Annotated in this window: 19 protein-coding genes; 7 read left to right on the forward strand and 12 right to left on the reverse strand. The window is 57.5% G+C overall.

All coding sequences use genetic code 11. From position 1 onward, the window contains the following. Nucleotides 1-6 precede the first annotated feature (6 nt). Nucleotides 7-1,239, reverse strand: coding sequence for a polyhydroxyalkanoate depolymerase (locus N434_RS05385; protein WP_110756536.1), 1,233 nt, complete (start codon nt 1,237-1,239; stop codon nt 7-9). Nucleotides 1,240-1,365: 126 nt separating this feature from the next. Next, nucleotides 1,366-2,208: a fumarylacetoacetate hydrolase family protein gene (locus N434_RS05390; RefSeq protein ID WP_110756538.1), complete on the reverse strand. Its 843-nt coding sequence runs from the start codon at nt 2,206-2,208 to the stop codon at nt 1,366-1,368. A gap of 128 nt (nt 2,209-2,336) precedes the next feature. On the opposite strand from N434_RS05390, the gene N434_RS05395 reads away from it, so the two are divergent. Beyond that, on the forward strand, nt 2,337-2,939 hold the full coding sequence (locus N434_RS05395; RefSeq protein WP_065114443.1) for a nitroreductase family protein: 603 nt from the start codon (nt 2,337-2,339) through the stop codon (nt 2,937-2,939). A gap of 100 nt (nt 2,940-3,039) precedes the next feature. On the opposite strand, the gene gyrB is transcribed toward N434_RS05395, so the two are convergent. The 5 genes from gyrB to N434_RS05420 all read right to left on the reverse strand — a co-directional run bounded on the left by gyrB (nt 3,040) and on the right by N434_RS05420 (nt 8,370). Then, the gene (gene gyrB / locus N434_RS05400) at nt 3,040-5,475 is read right to left on the reverse strand and encodes a DNA topoisomerase (ATP-hydrolyzing) subunit B (RefSeq protein ID WP_065114442.1); all 2,436 of its coding nucleotides are present in this window, start codon (nt 5,473-5,475) and stop codon (nt 3,040-3,042) included. Between the two features lie 156 nt (nt 5,476-5,631). Continuing rightward, nucleotides 5,632-5,997, reverse strand: coding sequence for a helix-turn-helix domain-containing protein (locus N434_RS05405; RefSeq protein ID WP_065114441.1), 366 nt, complete (start codon nt 5,995-5,997; stop codon nt 5,632-5,634). Continuing rightward, nucleotides 5,994-6,563 carry a Smr/MutS family protein gene (locus N434_RS05410; RefSeq protein WP_110756539.1) on the reverse strand — a complete coding sequence of 190 codons (570 nt, stop codon included), beginning with the start codon at nt 6,561-6,563 and terminating at the stop codon, nt 5,994-5,996. Before N434_RS05410 ends, N434_RS05405 begins: the two co-directional genes overlap by 4 nt. Next, complete coding sequence (mltA, locus tag N434_RS05415; protein WP_110756541.1) at nt 6,560-7,672, reverse strand: murein transglycosylase A; 1,113 nt, start codon at nt 7,670-7,672, stop codon at nt 6,560-6,562. Before mltA ends, N434_RS05410 begins: the two co-directional genes overlap by 4 nt. Next, nucleotides 7,669-8,370, reverse strand: coding sequence for a Tim44/TimA family putative adaptor protein (locus N434_RS05420; RefSeq protein WP_065114438.1), 702 nt, complete (start codon nt 8,368-8,370; stop codon nt 7,669-7,671). Before N434_RS05420 ends, mltA begins: the two co-directional genes overlap by 4 nt. Nucleotides 8,371-8,510: 140 nt before the next feature. Here N434_RS05420 and N434_RS05425 point away from each other — a divergent pair, with 140 nt between their 5' ends. Together N434_RS05425 and secB are read left to right on the forward strand one after the other, a co-directional pair. Beyond that, entirely contained in the window at nt 8,511-9,047 is a 537-nt protein-coding gene (locus tag N434_RS05425) for an FxsA family protein (protein ID WP_110756543.1), read from the forward strand. 102 nt (nt 9,048-9,149) lie between these two features. Then, on the forward strand, nt 9,150-9,632 hold the full coding sequence (gene secB, locus N434_RS05430; RefSeq protein WP_003521154.1) for a protein-export chaperone SecB: 483 nt from the start codon (nt 9,150-9,152) through the stop codon (nt 9,630-9,632). A gap of 91 nt (nt 9,633-9,723) precedes the next feature. On the opposite strand, the gene dnaQ is transcribed toward secB, so the two are convergent. From dnaQ to N434_RS05455, 5 genes are read right to left on the reverse strand one after another with little or no spacing between them, the layout of a single operon-like run. Then, nucleotides 9,724-10,422, reverse strand: coding sequence for a DNA polymerase III subunit epsilon (dnaQ, locus tag N434_RS05435; RefSeq protein ID WP_110756836.1), 699 nt, complete (start codon nt 10,420-10,422; stop codon nt 9,724-9,726). Then, nucleotides 10,415-11,023, reverse strand: coding sequence for a dephospho-CoA kinase (coaE, locus tag N434_RS05440; protein ID WP_065114435.1), 609 nt, complete (start codon nt 11,021-11,023; stop codon nt 10,415-10,417). The genes dnaQ and coaE overlap by 8 nt, the downstream gene beginning before the upstream one ends. Further along, nucleotides 11,023-11,883, reverse strand: coding sequence for a shikimate dehydrogenase (locus N434_RS05445; protein ID WP_110756545.1), 861 nt, complete (start codon nt 11,881-11,883; stop codon nt 11,023-11,025). The genes coaE and N434_RS05445 overlap by 1 nt, the downstream gene beginning before the upstream one ends. Continuing rightward, a complete protein-coding gene (locus N434_RS05450; protein ID WP_110756546.1) occupies nt 11,876-12,475 on the reverse strand; it encodes a Maf-like protein in 600 nt (199 codons plus the stop codon). The genes N434_RS05445 and N434_RS05450 overlap by 8 nt, the downstream gene beginning before the upstream one ends. A gap of 31 nt (nt 12,476-12,506) precedes the next feature. After that, entirely contained in the window at nt 12,507-13,328 is an 822-nt protein-coding gene (locus N434_RS05455) for a pyruvate, water dikinase regulatory protein (protein WP_065114432.1), read from the reverse strand. 407 nt (nt 13,329-13,735) lie between these two features. On the opposite strand from N434_RS05455, the gene hemE reads away from it, so the two are divergent. The 4 genes from hemE (at nt 13,736) to mnmE (ending at nt 18,181) form a co-directional block, all read left to right on the forward strand. Then, nucleotides 13,736-14,770, forward strand: coding sequence for a uroporphyrinogen decarboxylase (gene hemE / locus N434_RS05465; protein ID WP_110756548.1), 1,035 nt, complete (start codon nt 13,736-13,738; stop codon nt 14,768-14,770). Continuing rightward, nucleotides 14,767-15,312, forward strand: a complete 546-nt coding sequence (hemJ, locus tag N434_RS05470; protein ID WP_181423886.1) for a protoporphyrinogen oxidase HemJ — start codon at nt 14,767-14,769, stop codon at nt 15,310-15,312. The genes hemE and hemJ overlap by 4 nt, the downstream gene beginning before the upstream one ends. Nucleotides 15,313-15,498: 186 nt before the next feature. Beyond that, nucleotides 15,499-16,764, forward strand: a complete 1,266-nt coding sequence (gene rho / locus N434_RS05475) for a transcription termination factor Rho (RefSeq protein WP_004444236.1) — start codon at nt 15,499-15,501, stop codon at nt 16,762-16,764. 88 nt (nt 16,765-16,852) lie between these two features. After that, nucleotides 16,853-18,181 (forward strand): tRNA uridine-5-carboxymethylaminomethyl(34) synthesis GTPase MnmE, encoded by a 1,329-nt coding sequence (gene mnmE, locus N434_RS05480; protein WP_110756551.1) that lies wholly within the window; start codon nt 16,853-16,855, stop codon nt 18,179-18,181. Nucleotides 18,182-18,212 lie beyond the last annotated feature (31 nt).

Raw genomic sequence — 18,212 nt, forward strand, 5'->3', positions numbered from 1 at the left:
TCTCACCTAAGCCGTCTGGTGTCTGCGGATGAAATCCAGCATGCGCGGCACGATTTCCCTGCGGAAGCGCGAACCGTTGAAGACGCCGTAATGGCCTACATCCGGCTGCATGTAATGGGCGCGTTTGTCTTCGGGGATATTCCGGCAGAGATCATGCGCGGCCTTTGTCTGGCCGACGCCGGAAATATCATCGTTCTCACCTTCCACGGTAAATAATGCGACTTTGCGAATGGCCGCGGGATCGACCGCCCTGCCCCGGTGCAGCATGTTCCCTTTCGGAAGCGCGTGGTCAATGAAGACGGTTTCCACCGTCTGCAGATAGAATTCCGCCGTCAAATCCATGACGGCCAGATATTCATCGTAAAATTCGCGGTGTTTTTCAGCGGAATCACCGTCATTCTTGACGAGGTTCAGGTAAAAATCCTTGTGCGCCGTCATGTGCTTGTCGAGGTTCATGGACATGAAACCGGACAGTTGCAGGAAGCCCGGATAGACGTTGCGACCGAAAGCGGGCTGCGGCCACGGTACCTGCATGACGACATTGTCGCGGAACCACTCGATCGGCTTGGCCTTGGCAAGACCGTTGACGGCAGTGGGGTTGATGCGCGTATCGATCGGTCCGCCCATCAGCGTCATGGATGCCGGCGCGAAAGAATCCCCATCCGCCTCCATCAGTGAGACGGCGGCCAGAACAGGCACCGACGGTTGACAGACGGCGACCACATGCGCACCCGGCCCGATCTCGCGCAACATCTCGATGACATAGCCGATATAATCGTCGAGATCGAAACTCCCCTCACTCACCGGCACCGTGCGGGCATCGGCCCAGTCGGTGATATAGATATCCGCCGATGGCAGCAGGGCCTCCACCGTCCCGCGCAACAGGGTGGCGTAGTGGCCGGACATCGGCGCCACCAGCAGCACCTTCGGATAGGACTGGCGGGCTGGATCGGGTTCTTTCTTGAAATGAACGAGATTGCAGAACGGACGCGACCAGACGGTCTCTTCGGCAACATTGACGGGCTGGCCATCGACAACCGTGCTGCCGAGGCCGAACTCCGGTTTCGCGTAACGGCGCGTCATCCGCTCGAAGACCTCAAAACCGGCATCGAGGCTTCTCCCGAAAGCCGTGCTGGAAAGCGGGTTCAGAGGATTGTTACAGGCCTGGCGCATCATGTCGGCACCGGCGCGCAGCGGCGCCATGGCCGCATGGTTCATTTCATAAAGATGGTAGAACACTGATGGCGCCTCCCTCGCGGATCAAGCTCTTTTCCTGACCATAGCAGCTTTTCGCATGTGCACAAAATCGAAGGCGCCGGCGGTTTCCCGCCGGCGCCTCACTTTCCGTTGAATGCCTGCTGGCGATCAGATGTCAGCAACAAAAGTCTGCTTCTGGGAACCGAGGCCTTCAATACCGAGTTCCACGACATCACCAGCCTTCAGGTAACGCGGCGGCTTCAGGCCCATGCCGACGCCCGGAGGAGTACCGGTGGAAATGACATCGCCGGGATGCAGCGACATGAACTGGCTGAGATAGGAAACAACGTGGGCAACGCCGTATACCATGGTCTTGCTGGAGCCGTCCTGCATGGTCTGGCCGTTCACTTTCAGCCACATGCCGAGGTTCTGCGGATCTGCGATTTCATCCTTCGTCACCAGCCAGGGGCCGATGGGGCCGAAGGTGTCGCAGGACTTGCCCTTGGTCCACTGACCGGCACGCTCCGTCTGGAACGCGCGCTCGGAAACATCGTGCGAAACGCAATAACCGGCGACGTAGTCGAGGGCATCGGCTTCCGACACGTATTTGGCGGTCTTGCCGATGACGACGCCGAGTTCGACTTCCCAGTCGGTCTTTTCAGAGCCGCGCGGAATGGTGACATTGTCATTCGGGCCGGCGATGGCCGAGGTTGCCTTCATGAAAATGACCGGTTCCGGCGGTACGGTAGCACCCGTTTCGGCGGCATGGTCGGAGAAGTTGAGACCGATGCAGATGAATTTTCCGGTACCGGCAACGCAGGCGCCGATGCGGTCTTCGCTCAACACCGGAAGGGTGCTCAGGTCGAGCGCGGCAATCTTCTTGAGACCCTCGGGAGAAATGGCATCACCGCCAATATCCTTCACATGGGCGGACAGATCGCGGACTTTTCCTTCCGCATCGAGAATGGCAGGCTTTTCCTGGCCGGGCTGGCCAACGCGCATCAATTTCATGGAACTCTCTCCCGGTTGTCAGACAAGGTGATGCATATATGAACGATGCATTCATACTTGTCACCCCTTGACTACGCCAAGTTTCGAAAAATACCTTTTCCTTCCCGTCAATCAAAAGGACATGGCCCGTGACGAACAGCAATAACCGGCAATCCGAATATCCCGTCGATCCCCTCTTCCTTGATCGCTGGTCTCCACGCGCCTTCGATGGCAGCGCCATGCCGCAAGAGCACCTCTTGACCATTCTGGATGCGGCGCACTGGGCGCCTTCGGCATCCAATCTGCAGCCATGGCGATTTGTTTATGCCCATCATGGCAGCAAAGACTGGCCGCTTTTCGTGGAGCTTCTCATGGAAGGAAACCAGCGCTGGGCGAAAAATGCCTCAGTGCTGCTGTTCGTCGTTTCGCGGAGCTACAATATCTCGCGCGAAGGTGAGAAAAAGCCCTCTGCGACCCATTCCTTCGATGCCGGCGCGGCCTGGTTCTCACTCGCCATGCAGGCACATCTGCTCGGTTACCACGCCCACGGCATGGGCGGCATTTTGAAGGACAGGATTGTTGAGGCGCTCGATATTCCGGAAGGCTACAAGGTGGAAGCCGGGATCGCCATTGGCACGCTGACCGACAAATCCGTCCTCCCGGACGATCTGGCGGAACGGGAAATACCCAGCAAGCGCCTGCCGCTTGCGGACGTCGCTTTTGAAGGACGTTTCACCGGCAAGGCCGATTGATATCCGCTACCCACGTAAAAAGGCCCGGCGTACATAGTCCGTCGGGCCTTTTGTTAAATTTGCGTTTCACGTGAATCGTTACGCGAGACGCTCCACAGGATTAAATGTCGAGGTTAGCGACGCTGAGGGCATTTTCCTGAATGAAGTCGCGGCGCGGTTCCACTTCGTCGCCCATCAGGCGGGCAAACAGGCCATCGGCGTCGGTCGCATCACTCACCCGCACCTGCAGCAGAGAGCGGACATTGGCATCAAGCGTGGTTTCCCACAGCTGTTCGGCATTCATCTCGCCAAGGCCCTTGTAGCGCTGCATGGAGAGACCCTTGCGGCCGGCGGCGAAAATCGCATCCAGAAGCGCCCGCGGTCCGGCCAGCTCCATGCTGCCGTCCTTGCGCTGCAGCACGGGCGGCGTGGCGTAGATATCACGCGAGCGGACAGCGAGCTGGTCGATATGGCGGGCATCGGCCGAACCGAGCAGGCCCATATCCAGCGTCGAGACTTCCTTGACGCCGCGGACCATGCGCTCGAAGCGCAGACCACCGTCTTCCAGCACCGTGCCGGACCAACCACGCTCGGTTTCCTCCGCGATCATGTCCAGTCGCCGCGCCACTTCGGTCACGGTTTCCTCAGCGCGGGCGGCATCGGCCGAAAGCTCGGGGTTCAGCGCGCCGGCAATGGCCGCCTGTTCGACAATCGAGCGATTATAACGCGAATGCAGTCCGTCGATCAGCGAGCGCATGCGCACCGCATCCAGAATGGCCTCGCGCAGATCGGCACCGACCCGGACCTCCCCGGAGCCGAGGGTCAGCGACGCCTCCTCGATACCCATGGAGATAAGATACTCTTCCAGTGCCTTTTCGTCCTTCAGATACTGCACGGATTTTCCGCGCGTGACCTTATAGAGTGGCGGCTGGGCGATATAGAGATGGCCACGCTCGATCAGCTCCGGCATCTGGCGGAAGAAGAAGGTCAACAGCAGGGTACGGATGTGGGCGCCGTCGACGTCAGCATCCGTCATGATGATGATCTTGTGGTAACGCAGCTTGTCGGCGTTGAATTCATCCTTGCCGATGGACGTGCCGAGCGCCGTGATGAGCGTGCCGATTTCCTGGCTGGACAGCATTTTGTCGAAACGGGCGCGCTCGACGTTCAGGATCTTGCCACGCAGCGGCAGGATCGCCTGGGTTTCGCGCGAGCGGCCCTGCTTGGCGGAACCGCCGGCAGAATCGCCCTCGACGAGGAAAAGCTCGGATTTCGCCGGATCACGCTCGGAGCAGTCGGCAAGTTTGCCGGGAAGCGAAGCGATATCGAGAGCGCCCTTGCGGCGCGTCAGTTCGCGTGCCTTGCGGGCAGCCTCGCGGGCGACAGCCGCTTCCACAACCTTGCCGACGAGGATTTTCGCATCGGAAGGATGTTCTTCCAGCCAGGTGGACAGGGCTTCGTTGACAAGGCTTTCCACGACCGGGCGAACTTCGGACGAAACGAGCTTGTCCTTCGTCTGCGAGGAAAACTTGGGATCGGGAACCTTGACGGAAAGAATGGCCGTCAGGCCTTCACGGCAATCCTCACCCTGCAGGCTGACCTTTTCCTTTTTCAGAATACCGGATGTTTCGGCATAGGAAGTCACCTGGCGGGTGAGCGCCGCGCGGAAACCGGCCATATGCGTGCCGCCGTCGCGCTGGGGAATGTTGTTGGTAAAGCAAAGCACGTTCTCGTGGTAGCTGTCGTTCCACCAGAGCGCGACCTCGACGGTGATACCGTCCTTCTCGCCCCTGATGGCAACGGGCTTGTCCACCAGCGGCTTCTTGGAGCGATCGAGATAACGGACGAAAGCTTCCAGGCCGCCATCATAAAGCAGCTCTTCCTGTTTTACGTCCGAATGACGCTTGTCGGTGAGCAGGATGCGAACGCCGGAATTCAGAAATGCCAGTTCGCGCAGGCGGTGCTCGAGCGTGGCGTAATCATAGTCCGTCATGGTGAAGGTTTCGGGGCTCGCGAGGAAGGTGACTTCCGTGCCCGAGCGGCCTTCATATTCGCCAATGACGGAAAGCGGCGCGTCGGCGACACCATGGGTGAAGCCGATCTCATGCAGCTTGCCGTTACGGCGGATCCGGAGCTTCAGCCAGACCGAGAGCGCATTGACCACCGAGACGCCCACGCCATGCAGACCGCCGGACACCTTGTAGGAATTCTGGTCGAACTTTCCGCCCGCATGCAGCTGCGTCATGATGACTTCGGCGGCGGAAACGCCTTCGGAAGAGTGGATATCGGTCGGAATGCCGCGCCCGTTATCCGTGACCGTCACCGACCCGTCGGCGTTCAGCGTCACCGTCACCAGATCGGCATGACCGGCAAGCGCCTCGTCGATGGCGTTGTCGACCACTTCGTAGACCATGTGGTGCAGGCCGGAACCGTCATCGGTATCACCGATATACATGCCGGGCCGCTTGCGCACGGCATCAAGACCCTTGAGGACCTTGATAGAATCGGCTCCATATTCGGTGTTCGCGCCGACTCCGCTTGACGATGTTTCGGTCATAAGTACTCTTTCCAAAGTTTCCTGGCCAGGTTTTCAGTGAGAAGGCCTGAAGCCAGCGAATCACTCAAATCCGACATGCGACTATAGAAATTCTACACCCAATCCCAAAGGCCGCATGCTTCAGGATGCTGCATAAAGCAGGGGATAGAGGGGGTTTCAATCGCAAGAACGGCTTTTTTGCAGCACCGCTGACAGTTCCTCTATCATACTCGGCGACAGCTTGCGAATATCCCGCGCCAGACGATTGGCGAAAGCCGTATATTGCGGCGGCAGGCCGATCGTATCGATCACCACTTTCGGGTCGGACGAACCGGCCAGAAAGAACAATTCCTCCGCCTCGTCCCAGATGATATTAAAATATCCGGCGATGCGCTGCAAAAGATCGAAGCTCGGCTTGCCGCGCCTGCCATGTTCCAATGCCGATAGATAGGCAGGCGACACGCCAATGGCAGCGGCCATTTCCTTCTGGGTTACGCCCTTGCGTTCGCGAAGCTGCCGTACGGCTTCCGCAAAGGGCGTCATGATTTTTCACCCCGCCTACGCGAAAGCCGCACATAAAGCGCGCCGTCGCCACCATGATTGGCCGATGCATCCTCATAGGACGAGATCAGATGGCGATATTCCGGTTTTGAGAACCACATGGGCACGGCCCTCTTCAACGCTCCGTCGCTGCCAATCGAGCGCCCCTTGCCGGTGATGACCAGCACGTGCCTGAGGCCCCGTTCATGTGCACGCAACAGAAAATCGAGCAGCACCGCATGGGCCTCGCTCTGGAACATGCCGTGCAGGTCGATCCGCCCTTCCAGCGGCAGCCGGCCACGGGTGAGCTTGCGCTTGACCGGCTTTTCGAGCGGCTGATGGATTTTCGGCTTCTTGTCCGGTGTCGCGGCCGGCGCTCCCGCCGCCTCCACAAGCATGCGCGGAAAGGCGCTTTGGCCGGTTTGCGGGACAACGGGTTCGGCCGCGGTTTCCTCTATCTCGTCGAAAGCCAGCAAATCCTCCAGCCTGCCGGAAATCGGCCGCGCGGTTCTTGCGACCTTGCCCCACAGAATGCGTTCTTCCTTGCCAAGCTTGCGACTGCCTTTCATCGCCGATACCTTTCCGCAGCAACGCGCGGCAGCAGTATATAAAAATCAGCCTCATTGCGCACCGTACCGGCAAGCTCTCCCGCTTCGAAACCGGAACCGGTGAAAATATCGCCCCGCGCCGGCCCGACGATGGCCGAGCCCGTATCGAGCGCCAGCATCAGCCGGGCAAAGGGTTTTCCGTCATCCAGATGGGTGAGCGACGGCGCATGGATGAAGAAAGGAAGGCCAAAAGTATGGATCAGCCTGTCGACCGCAAGCGCGCGACCGGCAACCAGTGGCACCTTGGCGGCAGCAATCGGCCCCATCTCCTGACCGGTAACATCCGCCTCCCGGAAAAAAATGAAGGAGCGGTTATGCCACAACACCGCGTCCACCTCATCCGGATGTTCAGCGAGCCACTTGCGGATCGTCTGCATCGAGATCGTTTTCGGATCAAGTTCCCCTCGGTCGAGAAGCAGCCGGCCGATCGGCGAAAACGGATGACCGGCCTTGGCCGCATAGGTGATGCGTTTTACCGCACCGTCCGGAAACACAAGGCGGGCAGCACCCTGGACGTGAACGAAAAACAGGTCGACCTTCGATTTTGCCCAGGCAATCTCCAGACCCCTGCCCTCCAGATATCCCTCATCGATCGCCCGGCGGTCAGGAAAATAGGAAATGCCGTTGCCGTCCGATTTGCCGAAAGCATAGGTGGGATCGAAGCCAGCGGGACGATTATCGTCGCCAATATCCACCAGTTCCGCCGGCCTGCGGTAAATCGGATAACGCCAGATGTCATCCGGCTTTGACGATACTTCCAGTTCCGGCTCATAGAAGGCCGTTACAAAACCGCTTTTTCCCTGGGCGGGAGAAATCCTAAACGGAACGCAATTGGTCTCGAAGAAATGGCGGGCCTGTTCGGGACTATCGGCTTTATTTCTCTCAGCCGCTTCCAGCAGGGAAACCAGTTCCGCAGCGGTGACCCCGAGAGCGCCGGTCCGATAGGGTTTTGAATTCCGAAGATGCGACAGGATCGTACCCATCGCCGGAAAAAGCTTGCCCGGATCGTCTTGTCGCCACCCGGGCAGGTCGCGGAAAGACACCTCATCGATCGAAAAGGGCGTATTCATTGCTCGGATTCGGTAGCAATCAGCTTCCAGTTCGGATCGCGCGAACGGATATCACGCGAGAAGGTCCAGATGTCGTCAACTTCCGCAACAGCATCCGGATCACCGTCGACCAGCTTGCCATCCTTGTCATAGGTCGCCGAAATCAGCTGGCTGACAATTCTGAGCGTGATCTGTATTTCGGAATCGCGAATGCCGGCCTGGGTAATGTCGGCTTTTTCGATGCCAACAAAAGTCGACTTCACGACTTCGCCGCGACCTTCACGTTCGGAAATCGCCGCCTCGAAGCCGTCAAAGACCTCCCTCGACAGAAGGTTCCTGAGCGTCTTGCGGTCGCCATCGGCAAAACCCATGACGATCATCTCATAGGCCATACGCGCCCCGTTCAGGAATTCCTTCGGCCTGAAAGACGGATCCCTGGTCATTACATCACGCAGCGACGCGTTCAGGGCGCTATCCGCCGGAGCCAGGGCATCTGCCTCGGCAAAGCGGTTTTCATCATCTTCCGTTTCGCTGCGCCTCGGCAGGGTCACAACCTTGTTATCATCCGTGACGGGGCCTTTTGCGACATCGCGGGGGCTATAGGGATCGAATGGCGGCTTCTCGTTGCCCGTGCGGCGGCCGAGAACGCTGCGCAGCTGAAGAAAGATCAGCACCGCTGCAACGAGAAAAAACAATGTGATAAAGTCGCTAAAGCCCATCTTTTACCAAAACCGCCATTTAAATTCGAAAACCACACCATCATATAGTCTGCATCTTATCATCATTCAAATGTGCAGATTCAATCATCGGTGTCCCGGGAACCGGCAATCTGCCAGAGATGCACACGCAAGGCTAGAAGATGCGTTTTTCCTTTCTCCCCATCGTCATCCTGATGATGCCCATCCTCGAAATTGCCGGCTTCATCATCGTCGGCAAAGCGATCGGTCTGTGGCTGACTTTGGCGCTCGTCCTGTTCACGTCGTTTCTCGGCCTGCTCATCCTGCGTCTTGGCGGCATCGGCATGGTGAGAAATCTTCAGGATGCCGGCCGCACCGGCGCCCAGCCGGCGGATGAGCTGGTCAATGGCGCCATGCGGGTGGTTGCCGGAATCCTGCTTTTCATCCCCGGTTTCATCACCGATATCCTCGGACTTCTGCTTCTGTCGCCAGCAATCCGACGCTTTTTCTGGAAAGCCTTTGGGCCGCGTGTCGTCGTAGCCGGCTCTTTCCGGCAATCCGGTCCCCGGCCCGGTAATTATTCCGGGTTCGACAACGGTCCGGGACGGGCAGGCGATTCCAAGGTGGTGGATCTGGACGAAGAGGAATTTCATCGCGAAGGTTCCGCAGAATCTCCCTGGTCGCGCAAGCCGGACGACCGCGACCTGCCCAAACCCTGAGCACCCGCGAACGCCGGGGCGAAGGCGCCATCACGAAGGGTTGTAAGGCTCCGGTCGAAATGATAGACCGCCTTCCACGAATTCACGCCGCGAGGAAACGTAATGACCGCTGAAAATGGCGCACAGGGCGCAGTTAGTCCTTCCCTCAACATTCTTGCCCAGTACATCAAGGATCTTTCCTTCGAAAATCCGGGTGCTCCTCGCTCGCTTCAGGCCCGTGACAATGCGCCGTCGATCAACATCAATGTCAACGTCAACGCAAACCCGATCTCCGGTTCGGATTTCGACGTTGTCCTGACGCTGAATGCAGAAGCCAAGGATGGCGACAAGGTCCTGTTTGCGGCCGAACTGGTTTATGGCGGTGTGTTCCGCATCGCCGGTTTCCCGCAGGAGCATATGCTGCCGGTCCTGTTCATCGAGTGCCCACGCCTGCTGTTCCCCTTCGCCCGCCAGATCATCGCCGACGTTACCCGCAATGGCGGTTTCCCGCCGCTGATGATCGATCCGATCGATTTTGCGCAGATGTTCGCGCAGCGCGTTGCCGAGGAACAGGCCAAGGCCAAGGTTCAGGCCGTACCGAACTGATACTCTTCAGAGTGCCTGACAAAACAAAACCCGGGTTCTTCGCCCGGGTTTTTCTTTGACCCTACCGGTCATTTGGGCGTCTCAGCCCATGTCAATTCTGGTAGCGATTCCAGATCGCCTTGTCGCCCATGCCGAGAACGAGTTTGCCATGGGCTGCGGCGGTTTCCGCATCCAGCCTTGCGGGTAAAGCCCTCGGCCGCTGCAGCGGCTCCAATGGCACATCTTCCTCGACGACAATGGTTTCCTGCTTGGCGGCGGAGCCGAAACCGAGCGCCGTCTGACGCCCGCCGATCATTTCTATATAGACTTCGGCCAGCAGTTCGGAGTCGAGAAGCGCGCCGTGTTTGGTGCGGTGGGAATTGTCGATGCCATAACGGCGGCAAAGCGCATCCAGCGAATTCGGCCCCATTGGATGTTTGCGGCGGGCAAGTGAAAGCGTGTCCGTCACCAGGTCAGCCGCAACGGGTTCTATGCCAAGACGGGCGAATTCCGCATTGATGAAGCCCATATCGAACGTGGCGTTATGGGCCACCCAACGCGCGCCATCAAAGAAGTCACGAATCTGATCCACGACCTCACCGAACTTCGGTTTGTCTTTCAGAAACTCATCGGTAATGCCGTGAACGGCAAGCGCGTCGGGATGAACCCTGCGATCTTCCGGGTTGATATAAAGATGCAGCGTGCGGCCGGTCGGGAAATGGTTGATCAGCTCGATGCCGCCGATCTCGATCACCCGATCCAGTTTCGATTCAAGACCCGTGGTTTCCGTATCGAAAATGATCTCACGCATTTTTCTCTCCACGGCGCGACTCGGCGGCCAGTTTCTGCAATATTCCTCTTACCTGATCCCGTGCCGCTTCGACACCGTTTCCGGAATCGACGATGAAATCCGCACGCCTGCGTTTTTCGGCATCTGGCATCTGCCGGGCAAGGATCATTTCGAATTTCTCCCGCGTCATGCCGGGACGGGACAGAACCCTTTCGCGCTGGATCTCCGGCGCACAGCTCACCACCACGACCTTATCAACGCGGCTTTCCGCCGCCGTTTCAAACAGCAGGGGAATATCAAGGAGAGCGAATTGCCGGCCATCCTTCGCCGCTTCCGCCAGAAAAACATCCTGTCTTCTGCGTACCAGCGGATGGACAATCGCTTCCAGTCTGGTGAAATTAGCCGGATTCTCCCGCAACACATCAGCGAGCTTCCGCCGGTCGACCGTTCCGGAAACGGTGGTGCCCGGAAAGGCAGATTCGATCAGGGGAACGGCTTCCGCCCGATAGAGCCCGTGCACGACCTCATCGGAATCGAGAACCGGAACACCCTCTTCGGCAAACAACTTCGCCGTCGTCGTCTTTCCCATTCCAATCGAGCCGGTGAGACCGATAACGATCATCAATGTTTCTCCATATCCTCGATGATGAGCGAACGCAGCGTTTCATCGACGTCAGGCATTTCGCCGAACCACCGCTTGAAACCCGGCTTTGCCTGGTGAAGCAGCATGCCAAGCCCATCTACGGTTGCCATGCCCTGCTCTTCCGCCATCTTCAGGATCGGTGTTTTCAGCGGCACATAGACGATATCGGTCACAACCGCATTGGCGGCGAGCGGCGAAAAATCGAGCTGTGGCGCTTCGCTCCCATCCATGCCGAGCGAAGTTGTATTCACGAAAAGCCCGGCATCCCGCATGACCTCGTGAAGTGCCGCCTGCGGATGGGAGAAGACGCGCGGGCCAAAACGATCGGCCAGTTCCCGGGCCCGCTCAACCGTCCGGTTCAGGATGTGAATCTCGGCAATGCCCCGGTCACGCAGGGATTGAACGATTGCACGGCTCGCGCCGCCTGCCCCCAGAACCACTGCACGGCTGGTCCTGTCCCAGCCGGGGTGCCGCTCATCAAGATTGGCGACGAAACCATAACCATCCGTATTGGTGGCATGGACCCTGCCCTCCTCCACCCAGATGGTGTTGGCAGCGCCAATCTCCTCCGCCAAGGCATCCGGACTATCCGCCAAACGGTAAGCCGCTTCCTTGTGGGGAATGGTGACATTGCCGCCCACCGCCGTACCCGGTTTGCCCTCTTTGAGCATCGCGATAAAATTCGGAAAATCGCCCGGAGAAATTTCGATGGCCTTGTAGGAACCGGCAATGCCGAATTTCTTCAGCCAATAGGAGTGGATGATGGGTGATCGAGAATGCTTTATCGGATAGCCGGCAACGAAGGCATTTATGGTTAATGTTTCACGTGAATCAGCCATCAATGACATCCATGTCGCGCAGTTTCGATAAAAGTGGCAAAAGCGGCAGGCCGAGAATCGTGAAATAATCCCCCTCTATCGAGGTGAATAGCTGGATTCCCTCCCCTTCAAGCTGATACGCACCAACGCTGGTCAAGGCCCTGTCACCCACACGCTGCAAGTGGCGCGAAACAAATTCGGCGCTCAAGGTCCTGACAGCAAGCTCGGCGCTGGAAACGGTCTGCCACAGAACCTCGCCGTTCAAGACAAGAACGGCCGCGCTGTTCAGGCGATGAACCTTGCCCGACAATGACAATAGATGGGCTTCAGCCTCCGCCATGGTTTTCGGCTTGTGATAGACCCGGGCTCCGAGCGCCATTGTCTGATCGCAACCAAGGACGAGTGCTTCGGGATACAGGGAACCAACGGCAAGAGCCTTCGCCCTTGCGAGTTCCAGCGCGACCTCTTCCGGGCTTGCGCCGTTTCGCTCCAACCGCTCATCAAGCGCACGCTCATCGATATCCGCCGGTATCGCCGAAAATGTCAGCCCCGCATTGCGCATCAGCATCTGGCGGGATGCGCTGGACGAGGCGAGGATCAACTCTTGTTTCATCGACTGTCTGCTCCGAATGATGCGATCCGGATTATCGTGTCCTCGGGCGAAGGGCAAGGATGGCGGCGGCCGTTTCCTCAATGGAGCGACGGGTGACATCGATCAGCGGCCAATTGTTGCGGGCGCAAAGCGCGCGCGCATATTTCAGCTCCTCCATGATTGTGGCCCGGTCCGTGTAACGGCCGCTGTCAAATCCGCCCGTCGCGCCCAGTTCCCGGTTTTCACGCACCTGCGATATGCGGTCGGATGTTGCAACGAGACCGACGATCAGCGGCCGGGTGGCGGTATAGAGGCTCTCAGGCAGCGGCACATTGGGGACGACCGGTATATTGGCGGTCTTTATGCCCCGGTTGGCAAGATAGATGCTGGTCGGGGTTTTCGATGTGCGGCTGATGCCGATGATGACGATATCGGCCTCGTCATAGGTTTCCGGCATTTGCCCGTCATCATGGTCCATGGCGAAGTTGAGCGCTTCGATCCGGGCGAAATAATCGGCATTCAAGGCGTGCTGCGCGCCCACCCGCCTTCTGGATGGCGCACCGAGATAGGTCTGGAAAATGCCGATGATCGGTTCGAGAACGTTGACGCAGGGCACCCCGATCGCGTGGCAGCGCAGATCCAGGAACTCGGCCAGCTGCTGGTCAACGATGGTATAGAGGACGATGCCCGGTTCCTTGTCGATGAGATCCACCACCTGCGCCAGCTGCTTCTGGTTCCTGATCATCGGATAAACATGTTCCACGGGCATGGAGGCATGAAACTGAGCGGAGACGGCACGGCCGGCCGACATCAGAGTCTCTCCCGTTGAGTCCGAAATCAGGTGCAGATGGAAGAAGCTTTTTTTGTTCTCCACGCTGTTTTTCTCCCGCTGTTGATAAACCGGGACAAACGTCCGAATTGTCCTGCGGGCCGAACCGCGCCGTGAATAAGGTGGTGTTTTTCCACAATCCGCAAGCGGCTTCAATCATCATCGGCGCGGGCTGTGAATTATTGGGAGAAGCCAGACTTGTTCAAATTTGTCCCCACGTCATCCACAGACAAAGTCATTATGATTTTCTACTTAAACATATGAAATAATTTAATAAATTATGGTTTTCCAGTTTATCCCGCCTTAGTTGGGTCCCAAATATCCTCTGGCGGTTTTCAAATCCTGTCGCTGCGGCATTTCGACTGGAATGATTTTAATCCTTGCTACCCACAGACTCTAAGAAATAGAAAATCTTTTAAATCTCTTTGATTTTATTTTGGAAGTTGGATGCCATGAGCGAACGCAAGGTAATGACGGTGTTGAACGGAGAGACGGTCACACCGCCGCCCATATGGCTTATGCGGCAGGCCGGCCGTTATCTTCCCGAGTACAGGGAAACCCGGAAGAGTGCCGGAAGTTTCCTTGATCTCTGTTATAATCCCGAGCTGGCAACGGAGGTCACCCTTCAGCCCATTCGCCGGTTCGGGCTCGACGCCGCCATCCTGTTTTCCGATATTCTGGTGATACCCGATGCGCTTCATCGCAACGTGTCATTCAGCGAAGGAAAAGGTCCAGCAATGGACCCGATCGATGTGAGTGGTATCGAGAAGCTGGATGCCGTAAATGTCATGGCGCATCTTTCCCCCGTTTTCGAAACCGTTTCCCGTCTGCGCCGAACATTGCCGGATGAAACAACGCTTCTCGGCTTTTGTGGCGCGCCATGGACGGTTGCGACCTATATGATCGCCGGCCATGGAACGCCGGATCAGGCGCCGGCGCGACTGTTCGGTTATCAGGAGCCGGCCGCGATGGAAAAGCTGCTGGCTTTCCTGGCGGATGTTTCCGCTGATTATCTGGTGGCGCAGATCGATGCCGGAGCGGATGCGGTTCAAATCTTCGATTCCTGGGCCGGTGTGTTGGGCGAGAAGGAATTCGAGTCCTTTGCGATAAAGCCGGTTGCCCGCATCATCGCTTCCGTGCGCGCCCGCCGGCCTGCCGCAAAGATCATCGCTTTTGCAAAAGGGGCCGGTTATCTCCTGAAGGATTATCGCCGCAAAACGGGTGCCGACGCCATCGGGCTCGACTGGTCGGTCCCCTTGAGCTTTGCCGGTGATTTGCAGAAGGAAGGCCCGGTGCAGGGCAATCTGGACCCGATGCTCATGGTGGCGGGCGGCAAAGCGCTGCAGGATGGTATTGATGCGGTGCTGCAGGCTCTCGGACAGGGGCCGCTGATCTTCAATCTTGGCCATGGTATTACCCCGCAGGCCGATCCTGAAAACGTCGCCCGTCTGGTGCAGCGGGTGCGTAGCGGTGGAGCCGGGATATGAGCGACGACAGACAGACTTCGGCCCGCTCCGGAAACAGGGCGGCCTTGCGGGCCGGCATCGCACTCGGTGTCTTTGCCGCCTTCGTCGCGCTGCTGTTTTATGCCGACCCTGCCGATCTCTATCTCTGGATCAAGGCGCTTCACATCATCGCTGTGATTTCATGGATGGCCGCTATTTTTTATCTGCCGCGGCTTTTCATCTATCACACCGATGCGCCGGCCGGTTCTCAGCAATCCGAAACCTTCAAGGTGATGGAGCAGCGGCTGATCAGGGTCATCATGAACCCCGCGATGATGATATCCTGGATATTGGGCCTTTATCTCGCATGGTCGGTTTACGGTTTTTCCGGCGGATGGCTGCATGCCAAGATCGGGCTGGTGGTGCTTCTGACCGCGGCACATGTTTATTTCACCCGAAGCGCCAAACGCTTCGCACGCGATGAAAATACGAGACCTGCCCGTCACTGGCGGTTGATGAACGAAGTTCCGACCGTTCTGATGATCCTGATTGTCATACTTGTGGTTGTGAAACCCTTCGGTTAAGTCGGTGCGACGATAAATTTCGCGGAATTCGTGCTTTCCTCTTGCAGCGGCCGTGTTCAATCGCTATTTTCGGACCACTCATCTTCGTGGCATGTGAATTATTCAGTCATCTGCGGTATCTCCCACAGCATCTGATTCGCGAACACGCCCTCCCCCGACATTACATTATCAAACGGTCTTCTCTTCATGGCTGAAATGAAGCTTCAGGAACTTAAGAGCAAATCGCCTACCGACTTGCTGACTTTTGCCGAATCCCTGGAAGTTGAAAATGCGAGCACCATGCGCAAGCAGGAACTCATGTTCGCAATCCTCAAGGTTCTCGCGAGCCAGGACATCGAAATCATCGGCGAGGGCGTCGTTGAAGTCCTGCAGGACGGTTTCGGCTTCCTGAGATCCGCTAACGCAAACTATCTGCCCGGTCCGGATGATATCTATATCTCGCCCTCGCAGATCCGCCGCTTCTCGCTGAAGACCGGCGACACCGTTGAAGGACCGATCCGCGGCCCCAAGGAAGGCGAGCGTTATTTCGCGCTTCTCAAGGTCAATACGATCAATTTCGACGATCCGGAAAAGATCCGCCACAAGGTTCACTTCGACAATCTGACGCCGCTTTATCCGAACGAGCGCTTCAAGATGGAACTGGATGTTCCGACATCCAAGGATCTGTCTTCGAGGGTTATCGATCTCGTTGCTCCGCTCGGAAAGGGCCAGCGCGGATTGATCGTCGCGCCGCCGCGTACCGGTAAAACGGTTCTGCTGCAGAATATCGCTCACTCGATCACGGCAAATCATCCTGAATGTTACCTGATCGTTCTGTTGATTGACGAACGCCCGGAAGAAGTCACCGACATGCAGCGTTCGGTCAAGGGCGAGGTTGTGTCCTCGACCTTCGACGAACCGGCGGTGCGCCACGTTCAGGTCGCTGAAATGGTCATCGAAAAGGCGAAGCGCCTGGTCGAACATGGTCGCGACGTCGTGATCCTGCTCGATTCCATCACCCGCCTTGGTCGCGCCTATAACACGGTCGTTCCCTCCTCCGGCAAGGTTCTGACCGGTGGTGTGGATGCCAATGCCCTGCAACGCCCGAAGCGTTTCTTCGGTGCCGCGCGTAACATCGAAGAAGGCGGTTCGCTGACGATCATCGCCACTGCGCTGATCGATACGGGCAGCCGTATGGACGAAGTCATCTTCGAAGAGTTCAAGGGCACAGGCAACTCGGAAATCGTGCTCGATCGCAAGGTTGCCGACAAGCGCATCTTCCCGGCGCTGGATATTCTGAAGTCCGGTACACGTAAGGAAGACCTGCTGGTGCCGCGCCAGGATCTGCAGAAGATTTTCGTTCTTCGCCGTATTCTTGCGCCGATGGGAACGATGGACGCTATCGAATTCCTGATCGACAAGCTGAAGCAGACCAAGAACAATTCGGATTTCTTCGAATCCATGAATACCTGATCCGGATTTTAGCCGGATTCGTCTGAAGACCTTGAAGCCGCATTCGTTCATTCGGATGCGGCTTGACTGTTTTAAACCGAGGTGAGCGATGTCAGCTTCCGCTGATACCATTTATGCGCTTTCAAGCGGAGCCTTGCCGGCGGGCGTTGCTGTGATCAGAATCAGTGGGCCTGGCGCTCTGGTGGCTTTGACGGCATTGACGGGGCGGCAAGCGCCGCCGCCGCGCCGAGCCGTATTGAATTCGATTCGGAATCGAAACAACGAGATTATCGACCAGGCGCTGGTCATGGTTTTCCCATCGCCGAGTTCTTTTACCGGTGAGGATTGCGTGGAGATTCACAGCCACGGAAGCCGGGCGGTTCTGGCGTCGATTTTCGCCGAGCTTGAAAGTCTGGACGGGTTCCGCCCTGCTGATGCCGGTGAATTCTCCCGCCGGGCCTTCGAGAATGGCAAGATGGATCTTCTTGAAATCGAAGGGCTGGCAGATCTGCTGCAGGCGGAAACGGAAATGCAGAGACGGTTGGCCGTGGAGCAGAGTACGGGCAAATTGTCGGCGCTCTACGATGGCTGGGCAAGCCGTTTAACGCGGGCACGGGCGCTGATCGAGGCCGAGTTGGACTTCGCCGACGAGGATGATGTCCCGGATTCGGTTGCCTCTCAGGTCTGGGAAACGATGGCGCAATTGCGGCAGGAAATATCGGCTCACCTTCATGATGGTGGAAATAGCGAAATCATCCGTGACGGTTTCAAGGTGGCGCTGGTTGGGGAGCCGAATGCAGGAAAATCAACCCTGCTTAATGCCCTGAGTGGTCGTGACGTCGCGATTGTGACCGATATAGCGGGAACCACGAGAGACGTGCTCAGTGTCGATATCAATCTCGAAGGCTATCTTGTCCGGATATTTGATACGGCCGGTATTCGTGAGACACAGGACGTGGTGGAGCAGGAGGGTGTAAGGCGCGCACGGCTGACTGCCGAGAATGCTGACCTCGTCCTGTTACTTCAAGATAATGATTCGTCTCCGAAACAATCTTCCGTCTCCTTTGAGCATTCACGCCGCCTTTATATCAGAACGAAGGCCGCGCTCGCTTCCGGATCGGTTAAAAATGGCTTCGATCTTTCGATCTCGGCAAAAGAAGGACAGGGGCTTGATGGGTTGCGTGGGTTGATCAAACAGGAGATCGAAAACCGCATAGGCGGAGGGCTGACATTGGTTCCTGCCCGCGCCCGCCATAAAAAACGACTTGAAGAGACGCTGAACTATGTTAGTGATGCGCTCGATTCCGAAGCCATGGACCTTGCGATAAGGTCGGAGCACTTGCGGCTTGCGGCGACATCGCTCGGACGCATTACCGGGCGCGTTGATGTGGAAGACTTGCTCGGTGTAATCTTCTCGGAATTCTGCATAGGAAAATGATTCACGTGAAACATTGGCGGCCCCTTGGGCT

Source organism: Rhizobium sp. UGM030330-04 (genome assembly GCF_003208455.1).
Classification (GTDB): domain Bacteria; phylum Pseudomonadota; class Alphaproteobacteria; order Rhizobiales; family Rhizobiaceae; genus Agrobacterium; species Agrobacterium rhizogenes_A.

Excerpts from the sequence above, each read along its gene's own strand:
- N434_RS05390 (WP_110756538.1), bottom strand. The coding sequence starts at position 2,208 with ATGAAATTGATGCGCGTTGGCCAGCCCGGCCAGGAAAAGCCTGCCATT.
- gyrB (WP_065114442.1), bottom strand. The coding sequence starts at position 5,475 with ATGACCGAAACATCGTCAAGCGGAGTCGGCGCGAACACCGAATATGGA.
- N434_RS05405 (WP_065114441.1), bottom strand. The coding sequence starts at position 5,997 with ATGACGCCCTTTGCGGAAGCCGTACGGCAGCTTCGCGAACGCAAGGGC.
- N434_RS05410 (WP_110756539.1), bottom strand. The coding sequence starts at position 6,563 with ATGAAAGGCAGTCGCAAGCTTGGCAAGGAAGAACGCATTCTGTGGGGC.
- mltA (WP_110756541.1), bottom strand. The coding sequence starts at position 7,672 with ATGAATACGCCCTTTTCGATCGATGAGGTGTCTTTCCGCGACCTGCCC.
- N434_RS05420 (WP_065114438.1), bottom strand. The coding sequence starts at position 8,370 with ATGGGCTTTAGCGACTTTATCACATTGTTTTTTCTCGTTGCAGCGGTG.
- N434_RS05425 (WP_110756543.1), top strand. The coding sequence starts at position 8,511 with ATGCGTTTTTCCTTTCTCCCCATCGTCATCCTGATGATGCCCATCCTC.
- secB (WP_003521154.1), top strand. The coding sequence starts at position 9,150 with ATGACCGCTGAAAATGGCGCACAGGGCGCAGTTAGTCCTTCCCTCAAC.
- dnaQ (WP_110756836.1), bottom strand. The coding sequence starts at position 10,422 with ATGCGTGAGATCATTTTCGATACGGAAACCACGGGTCTTGAATCGAAA.
- coaE (WP_065114435.1), bottom strand. The coding sequence starts at position 11,023 with ATGATCGTTATCGGTCTCACCGGCTCGATTGGAATGGGAAAGACGACG.
- N434_RS05445 (WP_110756545.1), bottom strand. The coding sequence starts at position 11,883 with ATGGCTGATTCACGTGAAACATTAACCATAAATGCCTTCGTTGCCGGC.
- N434_RS05450 (WP_110756546.1), bottom strand. The coding sequence starts at position 12,475 with ATGAAACAAGAGTTGATCCTCGCCTCGTCCAGCGCATCCCGCCAGATG.
- hemE (WP_110756548.1), top strand. The coding sequence starts at position 13,736 with ATGAGCGAACGCAAGGTAATGACGGTGTTGAACGGAGAGACGGTCACA.
- hemJ (WP_181423886.1), top strand. The coding sequence starts at position 14,767 with ATGAGCGACGACAGACAGACTTCGGCCCGCTCCGGAAACAGGGCGGCC.
- rho (WP_004444236.1), top strand. The coding sequence starts at position 15,499 with ATGGCTGAAATGAAGCTTCAGGAACTTAAGAGCAAATCGCCTACCGAC.
- mnmE (WP_110756551.1), top strand. The coding sequence starts at position 16,853 with ATGTCAGCTTCCGCTGATACCATTTATGCGCTTTCAAGCGGAGCCTTG.